At 71.1% G+C, this 26,606-nt stretch carries 23 protein-coding genes; 12 read left to right on the top strand and 11 right to left on the bottom strand.

Translation table 11 applies throughout. From position 1 onward, the window contains the following. Positions 1 to 157 precede the first annotated feature (157 nt). From lepA to GTY96_RS09470, 6 genes are all read left to right on the top strand, one after another. Entirely contained in the window at positions 158 to 1,969 is a 1,812-nt protein-coding gene (lepA, locus tag GTY96_RS09495) for a translation elongation factor 4 (protein WP_143900727.1), read from the top strand. Positions 1,970 to 1,973: 4 nt separating this feature from the next. After that, positions 1,974 to 3,221 carry a signal peptidase I gene (gene lepB, locus GTY96_RS09490; protein ID WP_143900724.1) on the top strand — a complete coding sequence of 416 codons (1,248 nt, stop codon included), beginning with the start codon at positions 1,974 to 1,976 and terminating at the stop codon, positions 3,219 to 3,221. 76 nt (positions 3,222 to 3,297) lie between these two features. Then, a complete protein-coding gene (locus tag GTY96_RS09485) occupies positions 3,298 to 4,191 on the top strand; it encodes an aspartate carbamoyltransferase catalytic subunit (RefSeq protein WP_143900722.1) in 894 nt (297 codons plus the stop codon). Continuing rightward, positions 4,188 to 5,489, top strand: coding sequence for a dihydroorotase (locus tag GTY96_RS09480; protein ID WP_186001867.1), 1,302 nt, complete (start codon positions 4,188 to 4,190; stop codon positions 5,487 to 5,489). Before GTY96_RS09485 ends, GTY96_RS09480 begins: the two co-directional genes overlap by 4 nt. Then, complete coding sequence (gene carA, locus GTY96_RS09475) at positions 5,489 to 6,616, top strand: glutamine-hydrolyzing carbamoyl-phosphate synthase small subunit (RefSeq protein WP_161664517.1); 1,128 nt, start codon at positions 5,489 to 5,491, stop codon at positions 6,614 to 6,616. The genes GTY96_RS09480 and carA overlap by 1 nt, the downstream gene beginning before the upstream one ends. A gap of 19 nt (positions 6,617 to 6,635) precedes the next feature. After that, positions 6,636 to 7,301 (top strand): hypothetical protein, encoded by a 666-nt coding sequence (locus tag GTY96_RS09470; protein WP_143900719.1) that lies wholly within the window; start codon positions 6,636 to 6,638, stop codon positions 7,299 to 7,301. 30 nt (positions 7,302 to 7,331) lie between these two features. Here the strand turns inward: GTY96_RS09470 and pyk are convergent, their stop codons facing one another. The 3 genes from pyk to GTY96_RS09455 form a co-directional block, all read right to left on the bottom strand. Next, positions 7,332 to 8,732, bottom strand: a complete 1,401-nt coding sequence (gene pyk, locus GTY96_RS09465; protein ID WP_143900717.1) for a pyruvate kinase — start codon at positions 8,730 to 8,732, stop codon at positions 7,332 to 7,334. A 213-nt stretch (positions 8,733 to 8,945) separates the two neighbouring features. Next, positions 8,946 to 9,737: a bifunctional nuclease family protein gene (locus tag GTY96_RS09460; protein WP_186001866.1), complete on the bottom strand. Its 792-nt coding sequence runs from the start codon at positions 9,735 to 9,737 to the stop codon at positions 8,946 to 8,948. Positions 9,738 to 9,864: 127 nt separating this feature from the next. Then, on the bottom strand, positions 9,865 to 10,236 hold the full coding sequence (locus GTY96_RS09455; protein WP_143900715.1) for a hypothetical protein: 372 nt from the start codon (positions 10,234 to 10,236) through the stop codon (positions 9,865 to 9,867). An 80-nt stretch (positions 10,237 to 10,316) separates the two neighbouring features. Between GTY96_RS09455 and GTY96_RS09450 the strand changes: the two genes are divergently transcribed. Next, positions 10,317 to 12,134 carry an AMP-dependent synthetase/ligase gene (locus GTY96_RS09450; RefSeq protein ID WP_201755962.1) on the top strand — a complete coding sequence of 606 codons (1,818 nt, stop codon included), beginning with the start codon at positions 10,317 to 10,319 and terminating at the stop codon, positions 12,132 to 12,134. A 90-nt stretch (positions 12,135 to 12,224) separates the two neighbouring features. Here GTY96_RS09450 and GTY96_RS09445 read toward each other — a convergent pair whose 3' ends face one another. The 8 genes from GTY96_RS09445 to aroF all read right to left on the bottom strand — a co-directional run bounded on the left by GTY96_RS09445 (position 12,225) and on the right by aroF (position 20,401). Beyond that, positions 12,225 to 13,529 carry a citrate synthase gene (locus GTY96_RS09445; RefSeq protein ID WP_143900713.1) on the bottom strand — a complete coding sequence of 435 codons (1,305 nt, stop codon included), beginning with the start codon at positions 13,527 to 13,529 and terminating at the stop codon, positions 12,225 to 12,227. An 87-nt stretch (positions 13,530 to 13,616) separates the two neighbouring features. Next, positions 13,617 to 14,912, bottom strand: coding sequence for a 3-phosphoshikimate 1-carboxyvinyltransferase (locus GTY96_RS09440; RefSeq protein ID WP_143900711.1), 1,296 nt, complete (start codon positions 14,910 to 14,912; stop codon positions 13,617 to 13,619). Continuing rightward, positions 14,909 to 15,979, bottom strand: coding sequence for a 3-dehydroquinate synthase (locus GTY96_RS09435; RefSeq protein ID WP_161664516.1), 1,071 nt, complete (start codon positions 15,977 to 15,979; stop codon positions 14,909 to 14,911). Before GTY96_RS09435 ends, GTY96_RS09440 begins: the two co-directional genes overlap by 4 nt. Beyond that, positions 15,976 to 16,995: a chorismate synthase gene (gene aroC, locus GTY96_RS09430; protein WP_161664515.1), complete on the bottom strand. Its 1,020-nt coding sequence runs from the start codon at positions 16,993 to 16,995 to the stop codon at positions 15,976 to 15,978. The genes GTY96_RS09435 and aroC overlap by 4 nt, the downstream gene beginning before the upstream one ends. Then, the gene (locus tag GTY96_RS09425) at positions 16,992 to 18,239 is read right to left on the bottom strand and encodes a shikimate dehydrogenase (protein WP_407926972.1); all 1,248 of its coding nucleotides are present in this window, start codon (positions 18,237 to 18,239) and stop codon (positions 16,992 to 16,994) included. The genes aroC and GTY96_RS09425 overlap by 4 nt, the downstream gene beginning before the upstream one ends. Continuing rightward, complete coding sequence (locus GTY96_RS09420) at positions 18,239 to 18,700, bottom strand: shikimate kinase (protein ID WP_186001864.1); 462 nt, start codon at positions 18,698 to 18,700, stop codon at positions 18,239 to 18,241. Before GTY96_RS09420 ends, GTY96_RS09425 begins: the two co-directional genes overlap by 1 nt. Before the next feature lie 118 nt (positions 18,701 to 18,818). Then, positions 18,819 to 19,508, bottom strand: coding sequence for a bifunctional demethylmenaquinone methyltransferase/2-methoxy-6-polyprenyl-1,4-benzoquinol methylase UbiE (ubiE, locus tag GTY96_RS09415; protein WP_143900702.1), 690 nt, complete (start codon positions 19,506 to 19,508; stop codon positions 18,819 to 18,821). Continuing rightward, the gene (gene aroF, locus GTY96_RS09410) at positions 19,505 to 20,401 is read right to left on the bottom strand and encodes a 3-deoxy-7-phosphoheptulonate synthase (protein WP_328700816.1); all 897 of its coding nucleotides are present in this window, start codon (positions 20,399 to 20,401) and stop codon (positions 19,505 to 19,507) included. Before aroF ends, ubiE begins: the two co-directional genes overlap by 4 nt. Positions 20,402 to 20,551: 150 nt before the next feature. Between aroF and GTY96_RS09405 the strand changes: the two genes are divergently transcribed. The 5 genes from GTY96_RS09405 to menC are packed head-to-tail and all read left to right on the top strand — an operon-like array spanning position 20,552 to position 26,539. After that, entirely contained in the window at positions 20,552 to 21,862 is a 1,311-nt protein-coding gene (locus GTY96_RS09405; RefSeq protein ID WP_143900700.1) for an isochorismate synthase, read from the top strand. Further along, positions 21,846 to 23,615, top strand: a complete 1,770-nt coding sequence (gene menD / locus GTY96_RS09400) for a 2-succinyl-5-enolpyruvyl-6-hydroxy-3-cyclohexene-1-carboxylic-acid synthase (protein ID WP_143900698.1) — start codon at positions 21,846 to 21,848, stop codon at positions 23,613 to 23,615. Before GTY96_RS09405 ends, menD begins: the two co-directional genes overlap by 17 nt. Further along, positions 23,606 to 24,460 (top strand): 2-succinyl-6-hydroxy-2,4-cyclohexadiene-1-carboxylate synthase, encoded by an 855-nt coding sequence (menH, locus tag GTY96_RS09395; RefSeq protein WP_161664514.1) that lies wholly within the window; start codon positions 23,606 to 23,608, stop codon positions 24,458 to 24,460. The genes menD and menH overlap by 10 nt, the downstream gene beginning before the upstream one ends. Then, positions 24,457 to 25,374 carry a 1,4-dihydroxy-2-naphthoate polyprenyltransferase gene (locus tag GTY96_RS09390; protein ID WP_161664513.1) on the top strand — a complete coding sequence of 306 codons (918 nt, stop codon included), beginning with the start codon at positions 24,457 to 24,459 and terminating at the stop codon, positions 25,372 to 25,374. Before menH ends, GTY96_RS09390 begins: the two co-directional genes overlap by 4 nt. Positions 25,375 to 25,384: 10 nt before the next feature. Next, entirely contained in the window at positions 25,385 to 26,539 is a 1,155-nt protein-coding gene (gene menC, locus GTY96_RS09385; RefSeq protein ID WP_161664512.1) for an o-succinylbenzoate synthase, read from the top strand. Positions 26,540 to 26,606 lie beyond the last annotated feature (67 nt).

Raw genomic sequence — 26,606 nt, 5'->3', positions numbered from 1 at the left:
AGGCCCGCTTTCGTGCCCCTCCCTCTGGCCAGGATGCCGGAGGGCGCGGGGGGCGTCCGGTGGGGGAAGCGCCCGGCGGGCGAGCGTGCGCGGCCGTGGATTTTCGGGCGGTTCGGTGTTACCTACGCCCGCTTCGCGACCGACGAGCGCCCCGAACATGCCGGCTGAAAACGCGCACATCCGCAACTTTTGCATCATCGCCCACATCGACCATGGAAAGTCGACGCTGGCCGACCGCCTCCTGGAGAAGACAGGCACGCTGACGAAGCGTGAGGCGCAGGCCCAGTTCCTCGACAACATGGACATCGAGCGAGAGCGGGGCATCACCATCAAGGCCCAGTCCGTGCGGATGACGTACACCGCCAAGGACGGCCAGAACTACGTCCTCAACCTCATCGACACGCCGGGGCACGTGGACTTCGCCTACGAGGTGAGCCGCAGCCTCGCCGCGTGCGAGGGCGCGCTGCTCGTGGTGGACGCCAGCCAGGGCGTGGAGGCGCAGACGCTCGCCAACGTCTACATGGCGCTGGACCACAACCTGGAGATCATCCCGGTCATCAACAAGATCGACCTGCCGTCCGCGGACGTGGAGCGCACGCGCGGGGAGATTGAAGACGTCATCGGCATCGACGCGTCCGTCGCGGTGCCTGCCTCCGCGAAGGAGGGCATCGGCATCCACGACATCCTGGAGTCGGTAGTCCAGCGCGTGCCGCCGCCCACGGGCTCGCCGTCCGCGCCGCTGAAGGCGCTCATCTTCGACTCCTGGTACGACAACTACCGGGGCGTGGTGACGCTGGTGCGCGTGCTGGAAGGCACGCTGAAGCTCAAGCAGAAGATCAAGATGTTCAGCAACAACAAGGTCTTCGAGGTGCAGGAGCTGGGCGTGTTCAGCCCGTTCTCGCGCCCGGTGACCCAGCTCATCGCGGGCGAGGTGGGTGTCCTCGTCGCCAACGTGAAGGAGCTGCAGGACGCGAAGGTCGGCGACACCGTCACGGAGGAGGCGCGGCCCACCGAGCAGCCCTTCCCGGGCTTCAAGGAAGTCAAGCCGATGGTGTTCTCCGGCATCTTCCCGGTGGACTCCGCTGACTACGAGAACCTGCGCGACGCGCTGGCGAAGCTGACGCTCAACGACTCCGCCTTCACCTACGAGCCGGAGTCCTCCACGGCGCTGGGGTTCGGCTTCCGCTGCGGCTACCTGGGCCTGCTCCACATGGAGATCGTCCAGGAGCGCCTGGAGCGCGAGTACAACCTCAACCTCATCACCACGGCGCCGTCCGTGGTCTACCGCATCACCACCAGCAAGGGTGACGTGATGCTGGTGGACAACCCCGCGAAGCTGCCGCCGACGCAGAACATCGCGAAGTTCGAGGAGCCCATCCTCACCTGTCACATCCACGTCCCCAACGAGCACCTGGGCTCCATCCTGAAGCTGTGCCAGGACCGCCGGGGCGTGCAGAAGGACATCAAGTACCTGGGCTCCAGCGGCACGCGCGTGCAGGTCACGTACGAGATGCCCATGGCGGAGGTCGTGTTCGACTTCTTCGACCGGCTCAAGAGCGTGTCGCGCGGCTACGCGAGCCTGGACTACGAGCTGTCGGACTACGCGGAAGCGGACCTGGCCAAGCTGGACATCCTCATCAACGGGGAGCCGGTGGACGCGCTCTCCGTCATCGTGCACCGCGAGCGCGCGTACCTGCGCGGCCGCGAGGTCTGCGAGAAGCTCAAGGAAGTGATTCCCAAGCAGATGTACGAGGTGGCCATCCAGGCCGCCATCGGCGCGAAGATCATCTCCCGCGAGACGATCTCCGCCATGCGCAAGAACGTCCTTGCCAAGTGCTACGGCGGCGACATCAGCCGCAAGCGCAAGCTCCTGGAGAAGCAGAAGGAGGGCAAGAAGCGCATGAAGCAGGTGGGCACGGTGGAGATTCCGCAGGAAGCCTTCCTCGCGGTCCTCAAGACGGAGCAGTAGCCCTATGAGCACGGCCAGTCCTTCCGCGAAGCTGGGAGCGGCCATGGCCGCGCGCCGCACCCCCGAGCAGCTCAAGGCCCGGCGCCAGTTGATGTGGCGCGAGCTGCTCACCAGCCTGTGGGCCCCGCTGTGTGGCGTGGGCCTGGCGTTCATCCCCTACGTCACGCTGATTGAGATGGCGCCGGGCACCGCGTCCTGGGCCCAGCCCCTGATGAAGGGGTTCGGCCTGCTGATGGTCGTGGCCTTCGTGGGCCTGCTGGTGTGGCGCAACGCCTCCCGGAAGGAGTCGCAGCTGCGCACGCTGCGCCACGAGGCGCGCGAGCTCATCGCGGAGGACGAGCGCATCCTCGTTCGCGTGGGGACCAAGGTGCCCGCGTCCGTGGCGGACCGCCTCACCGAGCAGGCCCTGCGCGTGGAGTCCGCGTCCGTGGCGGGCGAAGTGGAGCCCCTCCGCGCGGAGCTCAAGGCCCTGGAGACGCTCACCCAGGAGCACCTGGGCGCGTACCGGAAGCAGTCCGTGTGGGACTTCGTGGGCGGCTTCGGCAAGGCGCTGCTCATCGCGCTGGTCATCCGCACCGTGCTGGTGGAGCCGTACCGCATCCCCTCCGGCTCCATGCTGCCCACGCTCCAGATTGGCGATCAGGTCTTCGTCAACAAGTTCATCTACGGGGTGCGCATCCCGTTCATGAACGTGGTGCCCTTCCGCATCGTGCGGGCGCCGCAGCGCGGGGACGTCATCGTCTTCAACAACCCCGTGGACGAGTCCAAGGACTTCATCAAGCGCGTCGTCGGCATCCCCGGCGACACGGTGGAGATCGTCGATGGCGTGGTGCGCATCAACGGAGAGGTCCAGCCCCGCACGCTGGTGACGCCGGACTACGTGGTGCACAACCAGGACGACACGACCGGCCGCTGGTTCGACCAGGAGGAGGTCCTCTATCGCGAGGACCTGGACGGCGTGGTGCACGCGGCCCTCCAGCACCCCATGCGCCTGCCCGGCCGTGAGCACGAGGGGCCCTACAAGGTTCCGGCCAACAGCGTCTTCGTGATGGGAGACAACCGGGACAACAGCGCGGACAGCCGCTACAACCTGGGGGGCCCTGGCGGCGCGGAGGTCGCCTATGTCCCGTATGGCCACATCAAGGGCAAGGCCATGGTGGTCTGGCTGTCGCTCGGTTGGGGCGGCCTGCTGGGCAACCTGTTTGGCGGCACGGGGCTGCGCGTCGAGCGCTTCTTCGAACCGGTGCGCTGAAGGACGCTGGATCCGGGCCTGCCTCGCGCCGTGCTTGACGCAACGTGCGGCGCGCGGTACGCGGCGGCCCCGGCCCATGAGACATCTTCTCGGAATCGCAGGCTGGCGGCGGGACGAGCTGGAAGCGCTGCTCGACCGCGCACAGGCACACCTGCCCGGCGGACCGGATGCGTCGCACGTGTTGCGGGGCCGCGTCGTGGCGAACCTCTTCTTCGAGGACTCCACCCGGACGCGCTCCTCCTTCGAGGTGGCGGCGCGCAAGCTGGGGGCGGACGTCCTCAACTGGAGCTACGCGGGCTCCTCGGTGTCCAAGGGGGAGACGCTCCTGGACACGGCGCGCAACATCGAGGCCATGGGCCCGGCGGCCATCATCATCCGCCACCGCTCCTCGGGGGCGCCGAGCCTGGTGGCCCGGCACGTGAAGTGCGCGGTGGTCAACGCGGGCGACGGCGCCCATGAGCACCCGTCCCAGGCGCTGCTGGACGCCTTCACGCTGCGCCAGCGCTGGGGCGCGCTGGAGGGGCGCACGGTGCTGATCGTGGGCGACGTGCTGCACAGCCGCGTGGCGCGCTCCAACCTCGTGTGCCTGAAGGCCCTGGGGGCGCGTGTCGTGCTCTGCGGGCCGCCCACCCTCCTGCCCCCGGGGCTGGAGGAGATGGGCGGGGAGGTGACGCACCAGCTGGATGCCGTGCTGCCCCAGGCCGATGCGGTGATGTGCCTCCGCCTCCAGACGGAGCGCATGTCCGAGGCCTTCCTGCCCTCCCAGCGGGAGTACTCGCGCCTGTTCGGACTGACGCCCGCCCGCGCGGAGCGGATGAAGCCGGACGCGCCCGTGCTGCACCCGGGCCCCATCAACCGCGGCGTGGAGCTGTCCCCGGCGGTGGCGGACGGGCCCCGCAGCGTCATCCTGGATCAGGTGGCCAACGGCGTCGCGGTGCGCCGGGCCATCCTGGAGGTGTGCGCATCATGACGACGGTGCTCTTCCAGCGGGCGCGCGTCATCGACCCGCGCAATGGCGTGGATGGCGTTCGTGACGTGCTCGTGACGGACGGGAAGGTGGCTCGGGTGTCGGACGCCCCGCTGCCCGCGCCGACGGACGCGCGCGTGGTGGACGCGACGGGGAAGTGGCTGGTGCCGGGCTTCATCGACCTGCACGTGCACCTGCGCGAGCCGGGAGAAGAGGGCAAGGAGACGGTCCTCACCGGCTGTCGCGCGGCGGTGGCGGGCGGCTTCACCGGCGTCGTGGCCATGCCCAACACCAAGGTGGTGAACGACACCGCGCTCGTCACGGAGCTGGTGCTGTCGCGCGCGCGGGACGCGGCCCTGTGCCACGTGTACCCGGCGGGCGCCATCACCAAGGGGCTCAAGGGCGAGGAGCTGTCGGAGGCGGGCGAGCTCATTGGCGCCGGCTGCGTGGCCCTCACCGACGACGGCCGCCCGGTGATGAACGCCGCGCTGATGCGCCGGGTGCTCCAGTACGCGACCCAGTTCGACGTGCCGGTGATGGTGCACGAGGAGGACCTCACGCTGTCCGCCGGCGGCGCGATGCACGAGGGCGCCACGTCCACGCGGCTGGGCCTGCGCGGCATCCCCGCCTCCGCGGAGGTGGCCATGGTGGCGCGCGACCTGGTGCTCCTGGAGGAGACGAAGGGGCGCCTGCACGTCGCGCACGTGTCGTGCGAGGGCAGCGTGCGGCTGATCCGCGAGGCGAAGCGCCGCGGCCTGCGCGTCACCTGCGAGGTGGCGCCGCACCACTTCACGCTCGATGACCGCGCGGTGGGGGACTATGACACCCACGCGAAGATGGCGCCGCCGCTCCGGAGCGACGTGGACGTGAGGGCGCTGCGTGAGGCGCTGGTGGATGGCACGGTGGACGCCATCGCCACGGACCACGCGCCGCACGGCGTGTCCGACAAGCTGGTGGAGTTCGAGAAGGGCATCAACGGCATCGTCGGCCTGGAGACGGCGCTGGGATTGACGCTGGCCCTGGTGCATGAGGGGGTGCTCACCCCGCGCAGGGCGGTGGAGCTGTTGTCGGAGGGGCCGGCGAGGGTATTCGGCCTGCCAGGCGGTCACCTGGCGCCTGGAGCCCCAGCGGACATCACGGTCGTGTCCCCTGGGGAGGAGTGGACGGTGGATGCCCACCGGTTCTATTCCCGCAGTCGCAACACGCCCTTCCACGGGCGCACGCTGAAGGGTCGCGTGGCGCAGACGTGGGTGGGTGGCCGGTGTGTGTTCGAGGACGGTCAGCTCAAGGAGTCGCGGTGATGACGAAGCGGGCGGTGCTCGCACTGGCGGATGGCACCACGTTCGAGGGGCGCGCCTTTGGCGCGTCCGGCGAGACGGTGGGTGAGGTGGTCTTCAACACGTCCATGTACGGCTATCAGGAGATCCTCACGGATCCCTCATACGTGGGGCAGATCGTCACCATGGCGTACCCGGAGATGGGCAACATCGGGGCGAATGGGGCGGATGAGGAGGCGGGGCAGCCGCACGCGGTGGGCATGGTGGTGCGCTCGCTGACGCGGACGCCGTCCAACTGGCGCTCGGAGGAGACGCTGGACGCGTACCTGGCGCGCCACGGGCGCGTGGGCATCGAAGGCGTGGACACCCGCCGGCTGGTGCGCCACCTGCGCACGCACGGCGCGCAGACGGGCATCATCTCCACGGAGAACGTCTCCGCCGCGGCGCTGTCCGAGCGCGCCCGCGCGGCCACCGGAATGGAGGGCCTGGACCTGGCGACGGGCGTCTCCTGCAAGGAGCCGTACGTCTTCACCACGCCGTCGCCGGATGTGTTCCTCGCCCTGGGGGACAAGCGCCCGGAGCCGGAGCTGAAGTACGACGTGGTGGCCTACGACTACGGCCTCAAGCGCTCCATGCTCCAGTACCTGGTGGACGTGGGCTGCCGCGTGACGGTGGTGCCGTCGAACACCACCGCGGAGCAGGTGCTGGCGCGCGGGCCGCACGGCGTCTTCCTGGCCAACGGCCCGGGCGACCCGGCCGCGGTGAAGGGCGCGGACCGCACCGTGGCGGCGCTGCTGGGCAAGGTGCCGGTGTTCGGCATCTGCCTGGGGCATCAGATCATGGCGCTGGCGCTGGGCGGCCGGACGTACAAGATGAAGTTCGGCCACCGCGGCGGCAACCAGCCCGTGAAGGACCTGACCACCGGCAAGGTGGAGATCACCGCGCAGAACCACGGCTTCGCGGTGGACGACGCCAGCCTCAAGGGCAAGGCCGTCGTCACGCACATCAACCTCAACGACGGCACGGTGGAGGGTCTGGCCGTACCGGACGCACGGGCCTTCAGCGTGCAGTACCACCCCGAGGCTTCGCCCGGCCCTCACGACGCGCGCTACCTGTTCAGCCGCTTCGCGACGCTGATGGCGGGCTCGTAGGAAGAGGCGCACACCGGCCATGGACACCGCGCTGACCCCGTTGTCGTACCAGCCGTATCTGGACCAGCTCATCGCCTTTGGCAGCGCGGAGCCGCGCAAGCCGGACCTGCTCGACGCGAAGGCGGAGTACTTCCGCCTCACCGGCGAGGTGTTCGAGGACGACAAGCTCTTCGAGCTGCGGATGGCGTCTTTCCTGGACTTCTACCTCTACGACCGGGTCTCGCCGCTCACCGGCAAGACGCCGGCCGCGGAGCTGTACGAGCAGCGCCTCCAGTCCGCCGCGCCGGAGGAGGCCAACGCCTTCCGCAGCTTCACGGAGACGGTGCACGGCCTCTTCGAGGTGCGGAAGCTGGCCAAGGGCATGGTGCGCCTGCGCGAGCTCTTCTCCGGCAAGGACTTCGACGTGACGGAGCGCCGTCACATCGCGGGCCTGGCGACGGGGGACGTGCTGGAGGCGCGGCTGGTCCCCTTCGGCGGCCACCTGCTGTTCTCCTCGGCCTTCTGCTACCACCCGGCCCTGGCGCTCAAGGCGATCAAGGCCGAGGTGAAGCGCCGCAAGAAGAAGGAGCCGGCGCGCCCGGCCAAGGACCTGGTGTGGGAGTGCGCCCGCCGGGCCCTCAACGTGGAGCGCTACCGCCAGTTGGCGGTGGAGAAGATCTACGACTTCGAGCAGAAGGTCCTTTAGGCCTCCTGCTCGGGGCATCCGCCGCGCTCGCTAGACGCGGTGGATGCTCATCAGGTTGGTGTTGCCCGGCACGTTGAGCGGCACGCCGGCCACCACGATGACGGACGCGCCCGGCTCGCAGAGGTGCTGCTCGTGGCAGAGCTTGCGCACCTGCTTGAGCATGGCGTCCGTGGACGTGACGCGCTTCACCAGCCGCGCCGTGACGCCCCAGTACAGCGCCATCCGGTTCACCGCGTCCGGGTTGGGCGTCAGCGCGATGATGCGCGCGTCGGGGCGGAACTCGGAGAGGAGCCGCGCGGTGTGGCCGCTCTCCGTGTAGGCCACGATGGTGACGATGCCCAGCTGTCGCGACGCCGCCACCGCCGCCGCCGCGATGCCGGTGCCCACGTCCTCCGAGCGCTCGAAGGGGGCGTGGGGCAGGGGGATGGCGCTGGTGCGCTCCGTCTCCGCCACGATGCGCGCCATGGTGGCCGCCGCGTCCACGGGGTAGCGGCCCGCGGCCGTCTCGCCCGAGAGCATCACCGCGTCCGCGCCGTCGAGGATGGCGTTGGCCACGTCGGACACCTCCGCGCGCGTGGGCCGGGCGTTGTTCACCATGCTCTCCAGCATCTCCGTCGCGACGATGACGATGCCGCCCATGCGGTTCACCTCCCGCACGGCGCGCTTCTGGATGGCGGGCAATTGCTCCAGCGGCATCTCCACGCCCAGGTCGCCGCGGGCCACCATCACCCCGTCCGACTCCGCGGCGATGGCCTCCAGGTTCTCCACCGCCTGGGGCTTCTCAATCTTGGAGATGAGGGGCGTCTTGCGCCGTGCCACCAGCGCGCGCGCGTCGCGCACGTCCTGGGCGGTGCGCACGAAGGACAGCGCCACGTAGTCCACGCCCACCTCCTGGCCGAACGCCAGGTCCACCTTGTCCTTCTGCGTGAGGGTGGGCACCGACATGGCCGTGCCGGGCAGGTTGAGCCCCTTGTGGTCCTTGAGGAGGCCGCCCACCTCCACCCGGCAGGACACGTCCTGTCCCTTCACCTTCAACACGCGCAGCCGCACCCGGCCGTCGTCCAGGAGCACTTCATGGCCCTTCTCCACGTCCCGGGGAAGGGAGCGCACCGGGGTGGGGATGATGAGGCCGTGGCCCTGCACCGCGCGCGTCGTCACCGTCACGGTGTCGCCCGCCTTCACCATCAACTGGCCGCCCTCGAAGCGGCCCAGGCGCACCTTGGGGCCCTGCACGTCCTGGAGGATGGCCACCGGCACCCCCAGCTTCTTCGACACCGCGCGGATGCGCAGGATGCGCTGCCGGTGCTCCTCGTGCGTACCGTGGGAGAAGTTCAGCCGGGCCACGTTCATGCCCGCCTGGACCAGCCCCTCGATGACTTCCTTCGAGTCCGACGCCGGGCCCAGCGTGCAGATGATTTTCGCCTTGCGCATAGGGCCGCGCATCCTAGCCGCTCGGGGTCGGCGGCTTGACAGCCTCGCGCCCGAAGGACTAACTCTTCGTCTCACGCGCTGGGCGGAAAGTTACCGCCAGCCAGCGCACGGCATTCGTGTCTCTCAGCTGCCTTGAGACGAAGAAAGCCCGGCTACCCTGGGAGGGGGGGCCGGGCTTTCTTCGTTCCGGGCTGGGCCCGGGTTCGACGGCGCTCAGAGGTCGATTTCCTGGCCCTTGCCCCTGGGGAGCACCGGAGGGTGGTCCTTCAGGGCGCGGTCCATGCCGATGTCCTCCGAGTGCGGCGGGGTGCCCGAGCTGGGGCCCATGGGCGGCGGCGGGGGCAGGGGACCCATGTCCTCACCGCCCTGGCCGCTGCCACCCACGCCCATGCCCTGCTGCTTCTGGAGGGCTTCAATCTCCGCGCGGGTGATGCCCGCCAGCGCCAGCACCTTGCGCGTCACGCGGATGCGCGCGTTGCTGTGCATGGCCATGGCGATGGAGTCCGAGGGCCGGGCGTCCAGCGCCAGCTCCTTCTTGCCCTGCTGCAGGAAGACGCGGCCGGAGTAGACGTTGTCGCGCAGGTCGTCGATGCGGACCTCCGTCACCTTGCCGCCCAGCTTCGACACCACGTCGTCCAGCAGGTCCTGCGCCAGGGGCTGGGGCGGTGGGCGCTCCGCGAGCCGGAAGGCGATGGAGACCGCGGCGCCCTCATCCACGAAGAGGGGCAGCACCGTCTCCCCGTCCTTGGTGCTCAGCACGACGGCGTGCGTCTGTGCCTCCATCAAGGGCACCACGTCCTTCACCTCCAGCTCCACCAGCTCCGAGCAGGCCTTGGGGTCCGTCCCCTTCTCGGTGCGACAGGGCTTGTCCTTCCCTTCCGCCTGTCCGGAGGCGGCGATGGCGCCGGGGATCCCAAACGCGGGAAGGAACAACGTCCCCCCCAGCGCCAGCACCACGGCCGTGAACGGAGCGACGAAGAAGTTGGCGCGGTTGGACGTTTTCACATCCCTAAGCTACGCACCTCCCCCTTCACCGGGAGGGCACCGCACTCCCGCTGTCGCGAGCGGCCCCCGGGCCCTGGCCCTCCAGGTTGGAGGGCAGCCAGGCAGGCGGGAAGAAAACGAGGGAGGCCTACCGGTCCTCTTCGGTCTCTTCCTCGTCGTCGTAGTCCTCGTCGTCCTCGGACTCCTCGTCGTCGTCGTCCTCGTCGAGGTCGTCGTCCTCGGACTCCTCCTCGTCCTCCTCTTCGTCGTCGAGCTCGTCCTCCAGCTCCTCGGCCTCGAGCGTCATCGTCACCGCGAACTTCTTGCTCAAGGTGGCGATCTGCGCGCGCATCTCCGTGAGCGCGGCGACGAAGTCCTCCGAGAGGTTGGCGGGCGCCTTCGCGTCGCAGTGGGGACAGACAATCTTTTCCGTCCCCTCGATGAGGTCCTGGGCTTCCAACTCGAAGCTGGCCTCGCACTTCTGACAGGTGAAGTCGATGCTCATGGTCGGGCGCGGCATACAAAGCCGGTGAACATGCTGTCAACGGCAGAGACGGGGGGACATGGAACGGCCCGTGCGCTTCCACTACGTTCCCCCGGATGGACCTGCCCAAGACGATGTTGCATGCGCTCCATGACCAGGCCGCGCGGATGGAACACCGCCCGGCGCTCTGGTCCCACCACGGCGGCGCCTATGTGCCCACCTCGTGGTTCGACTATGCCCAGCGCGTCAAGCGCTTCGCCCTGGGGCTGCACGCGCGGGGGTTCCGGGAGGGGGACCCGCTGGGCATCCTCAGCTTCAACCGCGAGGCATGGCACGTGGCCGACCTGGGGGCCATGGCCCTGGGAGGCGTGCCGGTGGGGCTCTACACCACCAGCAGCCTGGAGCAGCTCGTCTACATCCTGGGGCACTGCGAGGCGCGCTTCCTCCTGGTGGAGAACGCGAAGCACCTGGCCACCGGGCTGGAGCTCCAGAAGCGGCTGCCCGCGCTGAAATACCTCATCGTCGTGGACGCGCCCACCCCCCTGCCCGAAGGCGTCCTGCGCTACGCGGACGTGCTGGCGGACGGCGCGAAGGCGGACGAGGCCCCCTACTGGGACAGCGTCCACGCGCTCCACCCGGACGGGCTGGCCACGCTCATCTACACGTCCGGCACCACCGGTCAGCCCAAGGGGGTGGCGCTCAGCCACCACAACCTCGCGTGGACGGCGAAGCAGCTCATCGACACGCTGGGGTACCGGGACCTGGAGGACGAGCGGCTCGTGTCCTACCTGCCGCTGTCGCATATCGCCGAGCAGATTGTCTCCCTGCACAGCCCCCTGATGGAGGGGATGCAGGTGTACTTCGCGGACTCGATGGACGCGCTGGGCAAGAACCTCCAGCAGGTGCGCCCCACCATCTTCTTCGCGGTGCCGCGCGTCTGGGAGAAGTTCAAGTCGAAGGCGGAGGAGGGCCTGGCCGCGCAGCCGCCGCTGAAGCGCCGGCTGGTGGAGTGGGCCCGGGCGACGGCGTTGGAGCGCAACACGCGCGCCTTGAGCCAGGAGCGCGTGCCGTCCTTCCTGGAGGCCAAGTACGCCCTGGCCCAGCGGCTCGTCTTCGCGCCGCTGAAGGCCCGCATCGGCCTGGACAAGGCGCGGCTCTACTCCACGTCCGCGGCGCCCATCGGGCGGGAGGTGCTGGACTTCTTCGCCTCCATCGACGTCGTCCTCCTGGAGGCGTGGGGCATGACGGAGCTGTCGGGCCCCGCCACGGTGAGCACCCCTGAGTGTGCCCGCCACGGCACGGTGGGCCGCCCCATGCTGGGCGTGGAGGTGCGCATCGCGGAGGACGGGGAGATCCTCGTGAAGGGCGGCAACGTGTGCCTGGGCTACCACCGCAACCCGGAGGCCACGCAGGAGCTGCTGGAGGACGGGTGGCTGCACTCGGGGGACGTGGGGGAGCTGGACGCGGAGGGCTTCCTGCGCATCACCGGGCGCAAGAAGGAGATCATCGTCACCTCCGGCGGCAAGAAGACGTCGCCCGCGAACATCGAGGAGCTGCTCAAGGGCGTGTCCCCCGTGGGCCACGCCCTGGTGGTGGGCGACCGGCGCAACTACCTGGTGGCGCTGGTGACGCTGGAGCCGGACCGGGTGCGCCGGTTCGCGCGCGAGCGGGGCTTGCCGGAGGACGCGGCCGCGCTGGCCATGGATCCGCGGCTCCACCAGCACCTGCAGGAGGCCATCGAGCGGGAGGTGAACCCGAAGCTGTCGCGCTTCGAGGGCATCAAGCGCTTCCGCGTGCTGCCTGGGGAGTTCACCATCGAAGGCGGGGAGCTCACGCCCAGCATGAAGGTGCGGCGCAAGGTGGTGGAGCAGAAGTACGCGGCCGCCATCGACGCGCTCTACGCCGAGCCCGGGGGCGCCGTCGCCCACGACTAGCGCGGTGCCTGCCTGGACATGCGAAAGGGGCGAGGGACTCGTCGTGAGTCCGTCGCCCCTCCCGTGCTTCAGCGCGTGTTCAGGCGCGGGCTACTTCTGGCCCGTGCGCTTGTCGCGCGCGATGTAATCGCGGCGGCCGGAGCCCGTGTAGACCTGGCGGGGACGGGCGATCTTCTGCTCGTTGTCCTTCACCATCTCCTCCCACTGCGCGCACCAGCCCACCGTGCGGGGGATGGCGAACAGCACGGGGAACATCTCCGCCTGGAAGCCCATCGCCTCGTAGATGAGGCCCGAGTAGAAGTCGACGTTGGGGTACAGCTTCCGCTTCACGAAGTACTCGTCCTCGAGGGCGATGCGCTCCAGTTCGAGCGCGATCTCCAGCAGCGGGTTCTTGCCCGTCACCTCGAAGACCTCGTCCGCCACGCGCTTGATGACCTTGGCGCGCGGGTCGTAGGACTTGTAGACGCGGTGGCCGAAGCCCATCAGCTTCTTCTCGCCCTCGCCGCCCTTCACCTGCTTGATGAACTCCGGGATGTTCGACTTGCTGCCGATCTCACGGAGCATGCGCAGCACGGCCTCGTTGGCGCCGCCGTGCAGCGGGCCGTAGAGCGCGCCCACGCCCGCGGCCACCGCGGAGTACGGATCCACCTGCGACGAGCCCACCGTGCGCACGGACGTGGTCGAGCAGTTCTGCTCGTGATCCGCGTGCAGGATGAAGAGCACGTCCAGCGCCTTCTCCAGCGTGGGGTGCACCTTGTAGGTCGCGGTGCCGATGCGCTTGATCATCGCCAGGAAGTTGGCGACGTAGGACAGGTCGTTGTCCGGGTAGACGTACGGCAGGCCCATCGTGTGCCGGTAGGAGAACGCGGCGATGGTGGGCATCTTGGCGATGAGCCGGGTGATCTGGATCTCACGGCTGCGCTCGTCGCGGATGTTCTTCGCGTCCGGGTAGAAGCCGGAGAGCGCGGCGACCGTGGAGCCCAGCATGGACATGGGGTGCGCGTCGTAGCGGAACCCGTCCATGAAGGACTTGATGTTCTCATGCACCAGCGTGTGGTGCGTCACGTTGTACGTGAACTTGTCGAGCTCCGCCTGCGTGGGCAGCTCACCCTTCAGGAGCAGGTAGGCCACCTCCAGGAAGGTGGACTTCTCCGCGAGCTGCTCGATGGGGTAGCCGCGGTACTCCAGGATGCCCTTGTCGCCGTCGATGAACGTGATGGCGCTCTTGCAGTTCGCCGTGTTCAGGAACGCCGGGTCGTAACCCATCAGACCGAAGTCATCGCTGCCGGTCTTGATCTGGCGCAGGTCGGGGGTCCGGATACAGCCATTCTCGATCGGGATCTCGTACGTCTTCCCGGTCCGATTGTCGGTGACTGTCAGCGTGTCCTTGGGCATGGGCGGAGATTTCACAGGGCGGCGGACGCTTTCAACAAAAAAGAACGATAAGTCCGAGAGGTAAAGTTTCGGTTGCGTTCACCGCGCTCAGGAATAACGAATTCCGGAGCGCGCCAGCTGCCGCCAGAAACCGGGGAAGCTCTTCTCCACGCACTCCGGCCCCGTCAGATCCAGAGGCACCCCGGACAGCACACATAGGGTGGCCGCTGACATCGCCAGCCGGTGGTCACCCCGGCTGTCCATCGCGAAGCGCGCGGGCTTCGACGCCGGGGGGATGATGCGCAGGGTCTCGCCCTCCGGCCCCGAGGACAGCTCCGCCGTGCCGCCGTAGGCCGTCACCAGCGCGCGGATGCCCTCCAGCCGGTCGCTCTCCTTGACCCGCAGGATGCCCACGTCGCTCAGCGTGGTGGGCCGGGGCAGCACGCACGCGAGCGCCGCCAGCGTGGGCAGCAGGTCGGGGCACTCCTTGCCGGACGCGCGCAGCTCGCCCGTCGCGTCGCCCTCGAAGCGCCAGGTGTTCGGCGCCCCCGCGGGGACCCGCTTCAGGCCCACTTCGGCGGCCAGCCGGAGGATCGCCTGGTCCGGGTGCGCGCTCTGGGGCTCCGCTCGCTCCACCGTGCCACCCGTGCGCCAGGCGATCAGCACCAGGTACCCCAGGGACGACCAATCGCCCGGCAGTGATGGGACGGATTCGGGCGGCTGATAGGCCGTGACGGCGTAGCGGCCCTCGGACTGCTCCACGGTGAAGCCGAAGCGCCGCAGCCACGCCACCGTGAGGTCCATGTAGCCGGCGCTGGTGAGCGTGCCTTCGATCTCCACGCTCCACGCGCGCTTCTCGCGGAGGGAGCGCTCCGCGCAGCCCAGCAGCAGGCTGGAGGCGTACTGGCTGCTCTGCGCGCCCGGCACCCGGAACACCGGCGCCGCCTGTGACGTGTCCCGGGGCGCGTGCAGCTCCACGGGCCACGGGGTGCCTTCGGCGAGGGTCAGGCCGGAGGAGCCCAGGGCCTGCTTCAGCGACGCGAAGAGCGGGCCGTGGGGCCGCTCACCCAGGCGGGGCGTGCCGGTGAAGCGCACGCGCGCCCCGGGCGTCACCGCGGCCTGGGTCACCAGGATGCGGAAGGGGGCGCCCCCGTCCGCGCAGTCCACGTCGCGCACGGGGCCCGGGGGGAGGCGCAAGGCCTCCACGCCCCGGCGCAGCACGCGCACGTCCGCGGGGAGGTCCTCGTCCGACTCCGCCTGCACCGACGGCAGCGGCCAGGCGCCCGTGAGGTGTCCCAACACCAGGGCTCGCTGGGCGTCCGACTTCGACACGGGCGGGGTGAGCGGTGAGGCGCTCAGGGCGCTCGGGTCGACGGTGAGGCGGTTCGGCGAGGCATGGCTCAAGGGCGGGCTCCCCGGGTCCAGGCGGGCCACAGGGCCCGCCACGTCTTCGGCATCACATCCACGACTTCAGCGGTGCCCACGGCGGAGAGCAGCACCATGCGCAGCTCGCCGTTCGCGCCGGCCTTCTTGTCGGCGTCCAGGAGCGCGGCCACGTCCTTCAGGGAGGCGCGGCGGGACAGCTCCGCGGCGCGGTCGCGGCCGAGCACGCCCGGGCCTCGCGCCAGCGCGCGCTCCACTTCATGCGCCACGGGCTCCGGGGTCACCCCCAGGTGGCGGCCCACGTCCAGGGCCCAGAGGATGCCCAGGCCCACGGCGTCGCCGTGCGACAGCTTGAAGCGCGACAGGCTCTCCAGCACGTGGCCGAAGGTGTGGCCGAAGTTGAGCACGCGGCGCAGGCCCTGCTGCTCGTAGGGGTCCTTCGCGCAGACGCCCTCCTTCAGGCCCCGCGCGTCCTTCACCAGCTTCTCCAGCGACGGCGCCGTGCGCACGTAGCGCTTGAAGAGGGAGGCATCCAGGGACGCGACCATCTTCCACGCCTCGATGGAGCCTTCGCGCACCTGGGCGTCGGACAGCGTGGCGTACAGCTCCGGGCACAGCCAGGTCTCGTCCGCGTAGTGGAAGACGCCGGCGGGGTTCTTCACCACGCGGCCGCGCACGGTGAGGTCCACCGCGCCCTTGCCGCCCAGGCTGCTGTCCACAGCAGCCAGCAGCGTGGTGGGCACCTGCACCAGCCGCACGCCGCGCTTGAGCAGGTGCGCGGCCACCGTGGCGACGTCGCCCACGGTGCCACCGCCCACCGCGACGAGCGTGCCGGAGCGGGGCAGGGTGATGCCGCCCGCGAGCACCTTCTGGAGGGACGCCAGGCTCTTGGCGCGCTCGCCGCCGACCAGCTGGATGATGGCGCGCGGCTTGCGAGCCTCCAGCGCGGGGAGGAGCCCCGGGTGGAAGCGCGCGACGGTGCGGTCCACCACGGCCACGCTGCCCTCGGGCAGGCGGGAGGCGAGCTTGGTGAAGGAGCCCCAGCGGTCGGCCGGGGGGCGGTAGGAACCAGGAGGAAGCGGGCTCATGCGGAGTGGGGGCGGGCGTTGAGTTGCTGGACGAGGTCGGCGATGACGAGCGACACCATGGCCTCCAGCACCGGCACGGCGCGGGGCATGATGCACGGGTCGTGACGGCCACCCTTGGCGTGATCCGCGAGCGTCGCGGGGGGCTTGAAGAAGGCGCGCACCTGCATGGGCTCCCCGTTGGCGAGCCCGCCCTGGATGCCGCCGTACGCGTCCTTCACGGCGTGGAACGCGCTGCCGGGCTGGCCGATGCGCTGGAGCAGATCCGGCGGGCCCCAGACGACACCGGTGACGGCGCCGATGCTGCCCAGCGCCTGCGCGATGAGCGCCTTGAGCTTGCCGAAGATGGGCTCGCCCAGGCCCACGGGCAGGCCCTCCACGCGCACGTCGATGGCGCCGCCCAGGCTGTCGCCCGCCTCCTTCGCGGCGAGGATCCGCCGGGACATCTCATCGCGCACCGCGGGGTCCGGGCAGCGCGTGGCGTGCGCGTCCACGAGCGCGCGGGTGAGGCCCGGCGGCGGCACGGAGGCCACCAGCTCTCCGACCTGGGACACGTAGGCGACGGTGCTCAGCGTGGGCAGGTCGCGCGCCAGGTACGCCTCCGCGATGGTGCCGCCGATGACGCGGCAGAGCGTCTCGCGTCCGCTGGTGCGCCCGCCACCCCGGTGGTCGCGGTGCTTGTAGCGCTCGCGCCACACGGCGTCGGCGTGGCCGGGCCGGTCCACCGTCTGCAACTGGTTGTAGTCCTGTGAGCGCTGGTTCGTGTTGCGCACGATGGCCGCGATGGGCGTGCCCAGCGTCTTGTCCTGGAAGACGCCGGAGAGGATCTCGACGGTGTCCGGCTCGTTGCGCGCCGTCACCAGGGCGGACTGTCCGGGCCGCCGGCGGTCCAGCGCCGCCTGGAGCATGTCCCGCGTGAGCGGAACGCCCGCGGGGCAGCCGTCGATGACGGACCCCAGCGCGGGGCCGTGGCTCTCGCCAAAGGTCGTCAGCCGGAAGAGGGTGCCAAAAGTATTCATGTCGCCGTTTCCCAGAGTTGTCGCTGCCGCCGGGCCTGGGCGACGAACCACGCCGCACCGAGCAGGAGAGGGGTGCCCCCGCGGCGAACGATCTCCGCGGCGACGCGCCGGCCGGGCGCACCGTATGCGATCACCGCCACGCGTGCCCCCTGGAATCGCAGGTTTTCAGGGGGTGCCACCCGGTCCGGCCATGTCCACACCTGGTCCCCGGTGAGGGGGGCCTGGACCTCGGCCCGGCGCACGACGCGCAGGGCGAGCCCCTCCTCGGCGGCCACCAGCCGCAGCGCCTGCGTGGAGCCGCCATCCCCCAGCACCGACACGTCCCGGGAGCCCAGGCGCTGGAGCACCGCGCGGGCCCCCTCGGTGTCGGTATTGAAGGCCTCCCACCGCGAGCCCCGGCGCACCAGGGTGTTGATGGCCTCCAGCGCCGCGCCGGTGTGCCGCGCGAGCCGCATCTTGAACGGGCTGGTGACGGCGAAGCCCGCGTAGTGGGGCAGCAGCGCGTCCACCACCGCCTCCACCGGCGCGTCCTCCGCGAGGTCGATGCGGTCGAACGGCTGACGGTGGATCCGCGGCGAGCGCGAGTGGGCGATGGACGTGCCCAGGATGCCCAGGCGGGGGGCCTGGGCGTCCTTCGCCTTGCGGTGCTCACGCACCACGTCGTCCAGCAGACGCTGGCCCGGCGCCGCCGTCCACGGGCCGCCCATGGCCACGTACTCCAGGCCGTTGTGGCGGGACAGCACCGCGCGCGCCGGGATGGCCGTGGGCCCCATGCCCAGCACGGTGACGCGCTCCGCGCCGAAGCGCCGTGCCAGCTGGCGCTGCGTCTCCAGCAGCACGTCCAGGTGCGCCGGCCCGTCCATGGGCTCCACGTGCTTCACCAACGCGTCCGCCGGAATCGGGCGGGACCAGCGCCGCAGCGCCTCCTCCGTCGGGAGCGGCCCCTCCGCGTGGTGCGACGCGAGCAGCCTGCCCGGCGGCGCGTCCATGTCCTGCGCGCGCTCCACGTCGCGGTCCACGCGCCACGCGGCCTGGATCCATGCGGCGGGCAGGGGCTTGCCACGCTCGGAGACCAGCAGGGGCATCACGCGGGCGAGCGCCTCCGCGTCGATGTCGCCGGGCGCGTGCAGGTCGGTCCGCGCCTCGATGACGTCCGCGCCCCGGCGCAGCCCGTCGCGGGCGAAGGCCACGGCCTCCGCGCCGGTGAGGGTGGGGGGCAGGGTGATGATGCGCCGGGTGGCCATCAGGAGGTCTCCTGGGCAAGGCAGCCCCGGAGGAAGTCCGCCAGGGAGATGGTGGGGACGCGGGCATGGAGGGCTTCGCGCTCATGGAAGAGCAGGTGAAGCTCCTCCTCCAGCGACACCTCCGCGCGCAGCCGGGGGCGCGTGACGTCCGCCAGCAGGCGCTCGCGATAGGTGTCGAAGGTGACGGGGACGACGAGCGTGAAGTGCCCCGCGAGCGCCTCCGGGTGGTGCGACAGGAAGCCGCCGCCCACCGACACCACGCTTCCGGGCGGCAGCAGGCCCAGCGTCTCGCGCTCGGCGGCGCGGAAGGTGGAGGGGGAGTCCGCGACCCAGGTGCGGAGCGGGCGCCCGTGCCGGCGCTCCAGCTCCGCGTCCAGGTCCAGCCCGGGGCGCTCGAGCAGGCGCGAGACGAGCGGCAGCAGGCGCGTCTTGCCGGCGGCGCGGTGCCCGGCGAGCACCACGGTCTGCGCGCCTGCCGGCCGGGGGCAGGGCCCCGGGGACGAAAGGGCCCCCTGGAGCGCCTGCTGGAGTCTGGGGTCTACCGACGCGACGACTTGGGAGACAAGGAGGCGTCGGGCCTCAACGGACGGTGCCGACATAGACGTAGGCGGTTCCAAACAGCAGGGGGTGGGCGGCGCGCTCGGAGTAGGCGCCGGCCTGGTCCATCAGGGAGAGGAAGCGCTCGCCCGCGGGGAAGGCCGCGGCGGTGCGAGGCAGGTACTGGTACGCGGCCCGGTTGCCCGTCAGCAGGCCGCCGATCGCCGGCATCACGGTCTTGCTGTAGAACCGGAAGAGCGCACCGTACGGCCCCGTGGGCTGGCCGAACTCCAGCACCACCACGCGGCCCCCGGGGCGCACCACGCGCGCCATCTCCTGGAGGCACTTCACCGGATCATCCACGTTGCGGATGCCGAAGGAGATGGAGGCCACGTCGAAGCTGTTGTCCGGGAGCGTGAGCGCCATGGCGTCCTGCACCTGGAACTCCACCGCCAGGCCCGCCTTGGCCGCCTTGGCCGGCGCGCTCTGGAGCATCTCCGGGCAGAAGTCCGTGCCCACCACGCGGCCCGTGGAGCCCACCTTGCGCTTGAACGACAGCGCCAGGTCGCCCGTCCCGGTCGCGCAGTCGAGCACCTCGCTGCCCTCCTTCGCGCCGCTGAGCTTCACCGCGGTGCGCCGCCACAGCCGGTGCACGCCGAAGGAGAGGACTTCGTTCGTCACGTCGTAGCGCGTGGCGATGGAGGAGAACATCTGACGGACTTCGGTGCTCATCGCGCCCCCGCGATCTGTGCCGGACCCGCCGGCGTGTAGAGGTGACGGTCCACCGCGGCGAGCACGCCCGGCAACCGCTGCATCAACGTAGCGAAGTCCCCAGGCGACATCGCCTGCTGACCATCGCACAGCGCCTGCTCCGGCCGGGGATGGACTTCAATCAACAGTCCATCCGCCCCCGCGGCGGCCGCCGCCAGCGACATGGGAGCGATAAGCGACGGGATGCCCGTCGCATGCGACGGATCCACGATGACCGGCAGGTGCGTGCGCTCCTTCGCCCACGCCACCGCGGCCAGGTCCAGCGTGTTGCGCATCGCCGTCTCGAAGGTGCGGATGCCGCGCTCGCACAGCAGCACCTGCTCGTTGCCCCCCGCCAGGATGTACTCGGCGGCGTTGAGCCACTCCTGCACCGTGGCGGACAGCCCGCGCTTGAGCAGCACCGGCTTGCGCACGCGGCCCAGCGCGCGCAGCAGCCCGAAGTTCTGCATGTTGCGCGCGCCCACCTGGAGGATGTCCACGTGCTCGGCCATCAGGGGCAGTTGCTCCGCCTCCATCACCTCACTGATGATGGGCAGGCCGTGACGCCGGCCCGCGTCCACCAACAGCTTCAACCCCGGCTCACCCATGCCCTGGAACGCGTAGGGGCTGGTGCGGGGCTTGAACACGCCCCCGCGCAGCAGGTGGGCGCCCGCTTGCGCCACCGCGCGCGCCGCCAAATCCAACTGCTCCGCGCCCTCCACCGCGCACGGCCCCGCCATCACCACGAAGCCGGGCCCTCCCACCTCCACGCCCCCCACCTTCACCCGTGTGCCGCCGGGACGCGCCGCGCGCAGCACGCGGTGTGCACCCGGGTCTCGCCGGCCGGCTGGGTCGTCTGGTTGCTGGCCTCCCACGGCGGCTCCCTCTTCGCTGGAGTTACTGGAGTTCGGATTCCATGGAGTTCAAGCGGTTTTGAACTCCTTGGTGCATGTATAGCCGAGATCGCTTAGAAGACAATCGAAGCTGATGTCACTCGCGTCCCCCGAGGTTCAGGAGAATGGCTGATGACGCCGCTCAGTCCCGCTGAGGGCCTGCGTTGGGTCGCCGGGATGATGCCCCTGGCCGGCGTGGATCCGCTGGCGGGCGCGGGCAGCCTGGGCGTTCCCTCCGTGTACTGGGAGCGGCCGGTGGCGCGCGAGGCGGTCGCGGGGTGGGGGGAGGCGGGAGTCCTGGAGGCGCACGTCGCTTCGGAGCTGCCCACGGTGTTGGGCGCGCTGGGACACGAGGTCGTGCGCTGGTTGGACGGCGCGGAGCCCCGGTTGCCGGGCCCCTGGTTCGGGGGCATGCGCTTCAGCCCGACGGCGCCCGTGGAGGAGGCGTGGCGTTCACACGGCCTCGCGCGCTGGACGCTGCCGGAGGTGCTGGTGTGGCGCGACGGCTCCGCGCTCGCGGTGGCGGTCTTCGCGAAGGAGGGGCCGGGCGCGGAGGACGTGGTGCGCTCGCGGCTGGAGCGCGTCCGGGCGTCCTTTCCGCAAGCGTACCGTCACGCGGCGGGCGGTCCGGTGGCGCTGAGCACGGCGTCCTCGCGGCAGGACTTCGAGGCGCTGGTGGACCGGGCGGTGGCGGCCATTGGCGCGGGCCAGCTGCACAAGGTGGTGTTGGCGCGGGCGATGGAAGCGGAGGGGCCGGAGCCCTTCAACGTGGTGGACGTGCTGGCGCGCCTGCGTGAACAGAACCCGCGGTGCGCGACGTTCTTCTTCGGCGCCCCGGATGGGACGGCGTTCCTGGGCGCGACGCCGGAGACGCTGTGCCGGGTGGACGGGCGGGTGCTGGAGACGGAGGCGCTCGCGGGGTCCGCCGCGCCGGGTGGCGCGGAGGCGCTGGACGCCAGCGACAAGGACCGGCGCGAGCATGAGGCGGTGGTGCACTACATCCTCCACGCGCTGGCGCCGGTGGCGGCGAGCGTCTCCGCGGACGCGCAGCCGTCGGTGCTCGCGCTGAAGAACGTGGTGCACCTGCGCACGGGCATTCGCGCGCAGCTGGCGGAGGGCGTGGACACCGCGAAGGTCGTCACCGCGCTGCACCCCACGCCGGCGGTGGGGGGCACGCCGCGCGAGCGCGCGCTGTCGTTCCTGGTGGAACATGAGGCCCTGGATCGGGGCTGGTACGCGGGGCCGGTGGGCTGGGTGGGCCCCGGCCGTGCGCACCTGGTGGTGGCGTTGCGCTCGGCGCTGGTGCGTGGCGCGAGGGCCCGGCTCTTCGTGGGCGCGGGCATCGTGGCGGGCTCCAGCGCGGAGTCCGAGTGGCGGGAGACGGAGATGAAGAGTCTGGCCATGCTGCGCGCGCTGGGGGGCGGCGATGTCGTCCGACGCTAACCTCAACGTGTTGTGGGCGCGCGCCCTGCTGGAAGAGCTGGTGCGTGGCGGGGTCCGGCACGCGGTGGTGTGTCCCGGCTCCCGCTCCTCGGCGCTCGCGCTCGCCTGCGCGCACACGCCGGGCCTGCGCACCTGGTCCGTCATCGACGAGCGGAGCGCGGGCTTCTTCGCCCTGGGCATGGCGAAGCATTCGCGCCAGCCGGTGGTGCTGGTGGTCACCAGCGGATCCGCGGGCGCGCACATCTATCCGGCCGTCATCGAGGCCGCCATGGCCCAGGTGCCACTGGTGGTGCTGACGGCGGACCGGCCGCTGGAGCTTCAAGGCTGGGGCGCGCCGCAGACGGTGCCCCAGGCGCGCTTCTTCGGGGACTTCGCGCGGCTGTTCGCGGACGTGGGTCTGCCCGAGTCGAACAGCGCGGCCATCGCCCACATGCGTGCCACGGCCGCGCGCGCGGTCAGCACCGCGTGCCGCGCGCCCCGGGGCGCCGTGCAGATCAACGTGCCGTTCCGTGAACCCCTGGCGCCCATCGCGCAGGACTTCGGCGCGGAGAACCTCACGGCGCTCGCGAGGGAAGGGCGGCCGGATGGGCCCCTGACCCGCATCGTGCCGCCGTCGCGCGCCCCGGATGCGTCGGCGCTGGACGCCGTGCGCGCGCGCATCGCCAGCACCGAGCGCGGGGTCATCGTGTGCGGTCCCCGCGATGAGGACGACGGCTTCGCGGAGGCCATCACCGCGCTGAGTCTCGCGACGGGCTACCCCGTGTTCGCGGAGGCCACGTCCCAGGCGCGCTACGGCGGCGGCCCGCTGACGGTGTCGCTCTACGACGCGCTGCTGCGCCACGAACCCTTCCTGCGGACCCACACGCCGGAGCTGGTGCTGCGCTTCGGCGGGGGCCTGACGCCCAAGACGCCGCAGCAGTGGATGGACGCCTCTGGCGCGGAGATCGTCGTGTTCAGCGACGAGGGCGCGCTGTACGACCCGTCGCACCGCGCCTCGCGGGTGGTGGAGGGCTCGGCGGTGCTCGCGTGCCGGGCGCTGACGGACCGGCTGGCGCGGGGCCCTGGTCGCTGGGCGCAGGACTTCATGGGCGCGGAGCGGGTGGCCCGAAACGCGCTGGAGACCGCGCTCGCGGAGCAGGGCGACGCGCTGACCGAGCCCCGGCTGGCGCGCGAGGTGGTGGCGGCGCTGCCGGCGGGGGCGCTCTTCTTTGTCTCCAGCAGCATGCCCATCCGCGCGGTGGACGCCTTCGCGCACGGCGGTGGCGTGCCGCTGCGAGTGCTGGCCAACCGCGGCGCCAATGGCATCGACGGCATCGTGTCCAGCGCGGCGGGCGTGGCGGCGGCGGCGGGAAGGCCCGCGGTGCTCCTGTCCGGAGACCTGGCGCTCCTGCACGACGTGGGCGGGCTGGTCACGGCGGCGCGCGCGCGCGTGCCCCTGACGGTCGTGGTGGTGAACAACGACGGCGGCGGCATCTTCTCCTTCCTGCCGCTGGCCCAGTCGGCGAAGGCGGACGAGTTCGAGACGCTCTTCGGCACGCCGCACGGCGTGGACCTGTCGCACGCGGCGGCGCTCGCGGGTGCCCGCTTCGAGCGGCCCACGACGCCCGCGGCCCTGCGCGCGGCGGTGCGCACCGGGCTGGAGGGCGGCCTCCACCTGGTCGAGGTCCAGGTCGACCGGGCCACCAACGTGGATGCACACCGGCACCTCTTCGCGCGGATGGCCGCCGCACTGGGAGACGGATCATGGGCGTGACGCTCGCATCGGACAGCTGGGGAGAGGGTCCCCGCACGGTCCTGGCGCTGCACGGCTTCACCGGCGGCAGCGCGTCGTTCGACCACCTGCGGCCGTTGCTCGGCCGCTCCGTGCGAGTGGTGGCCGTGGATCTTCCCGGCCACGGCCGCACGCCGCTGCCCGAGCGGACGGGGCGCGACGGATTCCTGGACACGGTGGACGCGATCATCCAGGTCGCGCGTGACCTGGGCTCAGGCACGGTGGATCTCCTGGGCTATTCGCAGGGCGCGCGGCTGGCGCTGGCGGCGGCGGTGCGCGCGCCGGAGTGCTTCGGCCGGCTCATCATGGAGAGCGGTTCGCCCGGATTGCACCGGCGCCAGGAGCGCTCCGAGCGGCGCGAGGCGGACGCGAAGCTGGTGGAGTTCATCCGCGCCCGGGGCGTGGACGCCTTCGTGGATCGCTGGGAGGCGTTGCCGCTGTTCGACGGACTGCGGCGGCTGCCGGCCTCGGAGCAGGCCGCGCTGCGTGAGCGCCGCAAGGCGTGCACGGCGGAGGGGCTCGCTGGCGCGCTGGAGTCCCTGGGCCTGGGCGTCCAGCCGGACTACTGGCCCTCGCTGCACCGGCAGCGGCTGCCCACGCTGCTGCTCACCGGAGACCAGGACGCGAAGTTCACGAACCTGGCGCGTCGCATGGCGGCGGAGCTGCCGGTGGTGTGGCGCCATGCGTTCTCGGGGTGTTCGCACGCCCCGCACCTGGAGGCGCCGGAGGAGTACGTGCGGGAAGTGCTCTCGTTCCTCCAGACGCCCTGGTACGAAGCGCCACAGTTCGAATCCGCCATCCTGGCGCGAGAGGCCACCCACTCGTGAGCACCCTGGCTTCCAGTCCTTCCGATGCCACTCCTCCTCCCACGCTGAAGACGTGGTTGATGGCCGTGCGCCCGAAGACGTTGACGGCGGGGGCCGTGCCGGTGCTGGTGGCCACCGCGCTCGCGTACGGCGACGGAGTGGGGCGGCTGCTCCCCGCGCTCGCGGCGCTCCTGGGGGCGGTGCTGATCCAGATCGGCACCAACTTCATCAACGACTACTACGACTTCAAGAAGGGCGCGGACACCGAGGAGCGCCTGGGGCCCAAGCGCGTGACGCAGAGCGGGCTCATCGCGCCCGGCACGGTGCTCACGGGCGGCCTCACGTGCTTCGCGCTGGCGACGCTGGTGGGCGTGTACCTGGTCATGGTGGGCGGCTGGCCCATCGTGGCCATCGGCGTGATGTCGCTCCTGTGCGGCTACGCGTACACGGGCGGGCCGTATCCGCTGGGCTACCACGGGCTGGGCGACCTGTTCGTGCTCATCTTCTTCGGCATCGTCGCGGTGACGGGCACGTACTACGTGCAGGCCGGGCTCGTGGGCCCCGCGGCGTGGTGGGTGTCGCTGCCGGTGGGCGCGATTGGCACGTGTCTCATCGTGGTGAACAACCAGCGTGACGCGAGCACGGACGTGAAGGCCGGCAAGCGCACGGTGGTGGTGCGCTTCGGCACGGGCTTCGGCCGGGCGGAGTACGTCCTGCTGCTGGTCGCGTCCTACGCCACGCTCTTCGTGCTGTTCGCCAAGGGGTACGCGAGCGCCTGGGTGTTCCTGCCGCTGCTGAGCCTGCCGCTGGTGGTGCCGCCGCTGAAGCTGATGCTGAAGGCGGAAGGGGCGGCGCTCAACCCCGCGCTGGGAGGCACGGCGAAGTTGCAGATGGTTTTCGGACTGCTGTTCGCGCTGGGGTTGTACCTGCGCTGAAGGGGGTGTCATGCGCATCACCGCCGCGACGCTCACCCCGCTGCACCTCACGCTGGCCCAGCCCCTGAAGACGGCCCGTGGCACCTACGCCGCGCGCGACGGCTTCCTGGTGCGGCTGACGGACGAGGACGGCCACGTGGGCCAGGGCGAGGCCATGCCGCTGCCGGAGTTCGGCACGGAGTCTCTTGCCACCACGCACCGGGTGCTGCGCGAGTGGCTGGACGGGCTCCAGGGCCAGTCGCTGGAGGACAGCATCGAAGGCATCGAGGCCACGCTCGTGCCTTCCGCCAGTGAAGAGCTGCGCCAGCGCGGTGCCCGGATCCGCGGGCTCGACGCGGCGGAGGCCGTCCCCGCCGCGCAGCACGGACTGGAGCTGGCGCTGTTGGATCTGCTGGCCCAGCGCAAGGGCGTGCCCCTGTGCTGGCTCCTCGCGGAGGAGGCGCGGCCGGAGGTCCTGGTGAACGCGCTGCTGGGCTCGGAGGAACCCGAGGCCCTTGCCCAGGAGGCGCGCGCCGCGGTGGCGGAGGGCTTCCAGACTTTGAAGGTGAAGGTCGCGGGGCGCCCGCTGGACGCGGACGAAGCGCGGGTGCGCGCCGTGCGCGATGCGGTGGGGCCCGGCGTGCGCATTCGCCTGGATGCGAACGGTGGCTGGACCGAGCCCGAGGCCAACCGGGCCTTGGATCGCCTGGGCTGGTACGACCTGGAGCTGGTGGAGCAGCCCACGCCCCCGGAGGACCTGCAGGCCCTGTGGCGCGTGCAGCGCCGGGCCCCGTGTCTCCTCGCCGCGGATGAGACGCTCGCCACGCCCGCCGCGGTGCGCGCGCTCCTCACGATGGACCTGGGGGGCGGGCCGGTGGTGGGGGCGGTGGTGCTCAAGCCCATGGTGTTGGGGGGCCTGTTGCCGTCCATGGTGGTGGCGCTGCGCGCGGCCCGGATGGGCATGCACGCGTACGTCACCAGCTCCATCGACGGAGTGGTGGCCCGCGCGGGCGCCGCGCATCTGGCCTCCGCGCTGCCGTCCGGGGAGCTCGCCTCCGGGCTCGCCGTGGGGCGCCTCTTCGCGGACGAGCCCCGAGACCATCCGTATCAACCCCGAAAGGGCCTCCTGCGCCTGCGCGATGCACCCGGGCTGGGCCTGCCGGTGGATCCGGCCGGAGCCCCCTGACGGATGCGAGCCGGCGCCCTCATCCCGAAGGCGCGTGAGGATGAGCCACGGCGGTCCCTTCCGAGCG

Source organism: Corallococcus silvisoli (genome assembly GCF_009909145.1).
Lineage (GTDB): Bacteria > Myxococcota > Myxococcia > Myxococcales > Myxococcaceae > Corallococcus > Corallococcus silvisoli.
The sequence above is the reverse complement of the archived record's forward strand: the minus strand, read 5'-3'. Positions and strand labels throughout refer to the sequence as shown.

Coding starts and splice junctions, on each gene's coding strand:
- lepA (WP_143900727.1), top strand. CDS start 158: ATGCCGGCTGAAAACGCGCACATCCGCAACTTTTGCATCATCGCCCAC.
- lepB (WP_143900724.1), top strand. CDS start 1,974: ATGAGCACGGCCAGTCCTTCCGCGAAGCTGGGAGCGGCCATGGCCGCG.
- GTY96_RS09485 (WP_143900722.1), top strand. CDS start 3,298: ATGAGACATCTTCTCGGAATCGCAGGCTGGCGGCGGGACGAGCTGGAA.
- GTY96_RS09480 (WP_186001867.1), top strand. CDS start 4,188: ATGACGACGGTGCTCTTCCAGCGGGCGCGCGTCATCGACCCGCGCAAT.
- carA (WP_161664517.1), top strand. CDS start 5,489: ATGACGAAGCGGGCGGTGCTCGCACTGGCGGATGGCACCACGTTCGAG.
- GTY96_RS09470 (WP_143900719.1), top strand. CDS start 6,636: ATGGACACCGCGCTGACCCCGTTGTCGTACCAGCCGTATCTGGACCAG.
- pyk (WP_143900717.1), bottom strand. CDS start 8,732: ATGCGCAAGGCGAAAATCATCTGCACGCTGGGCCCGGCGTCGGACTCG.
- GTY96_RS09455 (WP_143900715.1), bottom strand. CDS start 10,236: ATGCCGCGCCCGACCATGAGCATCGACTTCACCTGTCAGAAGTGCGAG.
- GTY96_RS09450 (WP_201755962.1), top strand. CDS start 10,317: ATGGACCTGCCCAAGACGATGTTGCATGCGCTCCATGACCAGGCCGCG.
- GTY96_RS09445 (WP_143900713.1), bottom strand. CDS start 13,529: ATGCCCAAGGACACGCTGACAGTCACCGACAATCGGACCGGGAAGACG.
- GTY96_RS09435 (WP_161664516.1), bottom strand. CDS start 15,979: ATGAGCCCGCTTCCTCCTGGTTCCTACCGCCCCCCGGCCGACCGCTGG.
- aroC (WP_161664515.1), bottom strand. CDS start 16,995: ATGAATACTTTTGGCACCCTCTTCCGGCTGACGACCTTTGGCGAGAGC.
- GTY96_RS09425 (WP_407926972.1), bottom strand. CDS start 18,239: ATGGCCACCCGGCGCATCATCACCCTGCCCCCCACCCTCACCGGCGCG.
- ubiE (WP_143900702.1), bottom strand. CDS start 19,508: ATGAGCACCGAAGTCCGTCAGATGTTCTCCTCCATCGCCACGCGCTAC.
- GTY96_RS09405 (WP_143900700.1), top strand. CDS start 20,552: ATGACGCCGCTCAGTCCCGCTGAGGGCCTGCGTTGGGTCGCCGGGATG.
- menD (WP_143900698.1), top strand. CDS start 21,846: ATGTCGTCCGACGCTAACCTCAACGTGTTGTGGGCGCGCGCCCTGCTG.
- menH (WP_161664514.1), top strand. CDS start 23,606: ATGGGCGTGACGCTCGCATCGGACAGCTGGGGAGAGGGTCCCCGCACG.
- menC (WP_161664512.1), top strand. CDS start 25,385: ATGCGCATCACCGCCGCGACGCTCACCCCGCTGCACCTCACGCTGGCC.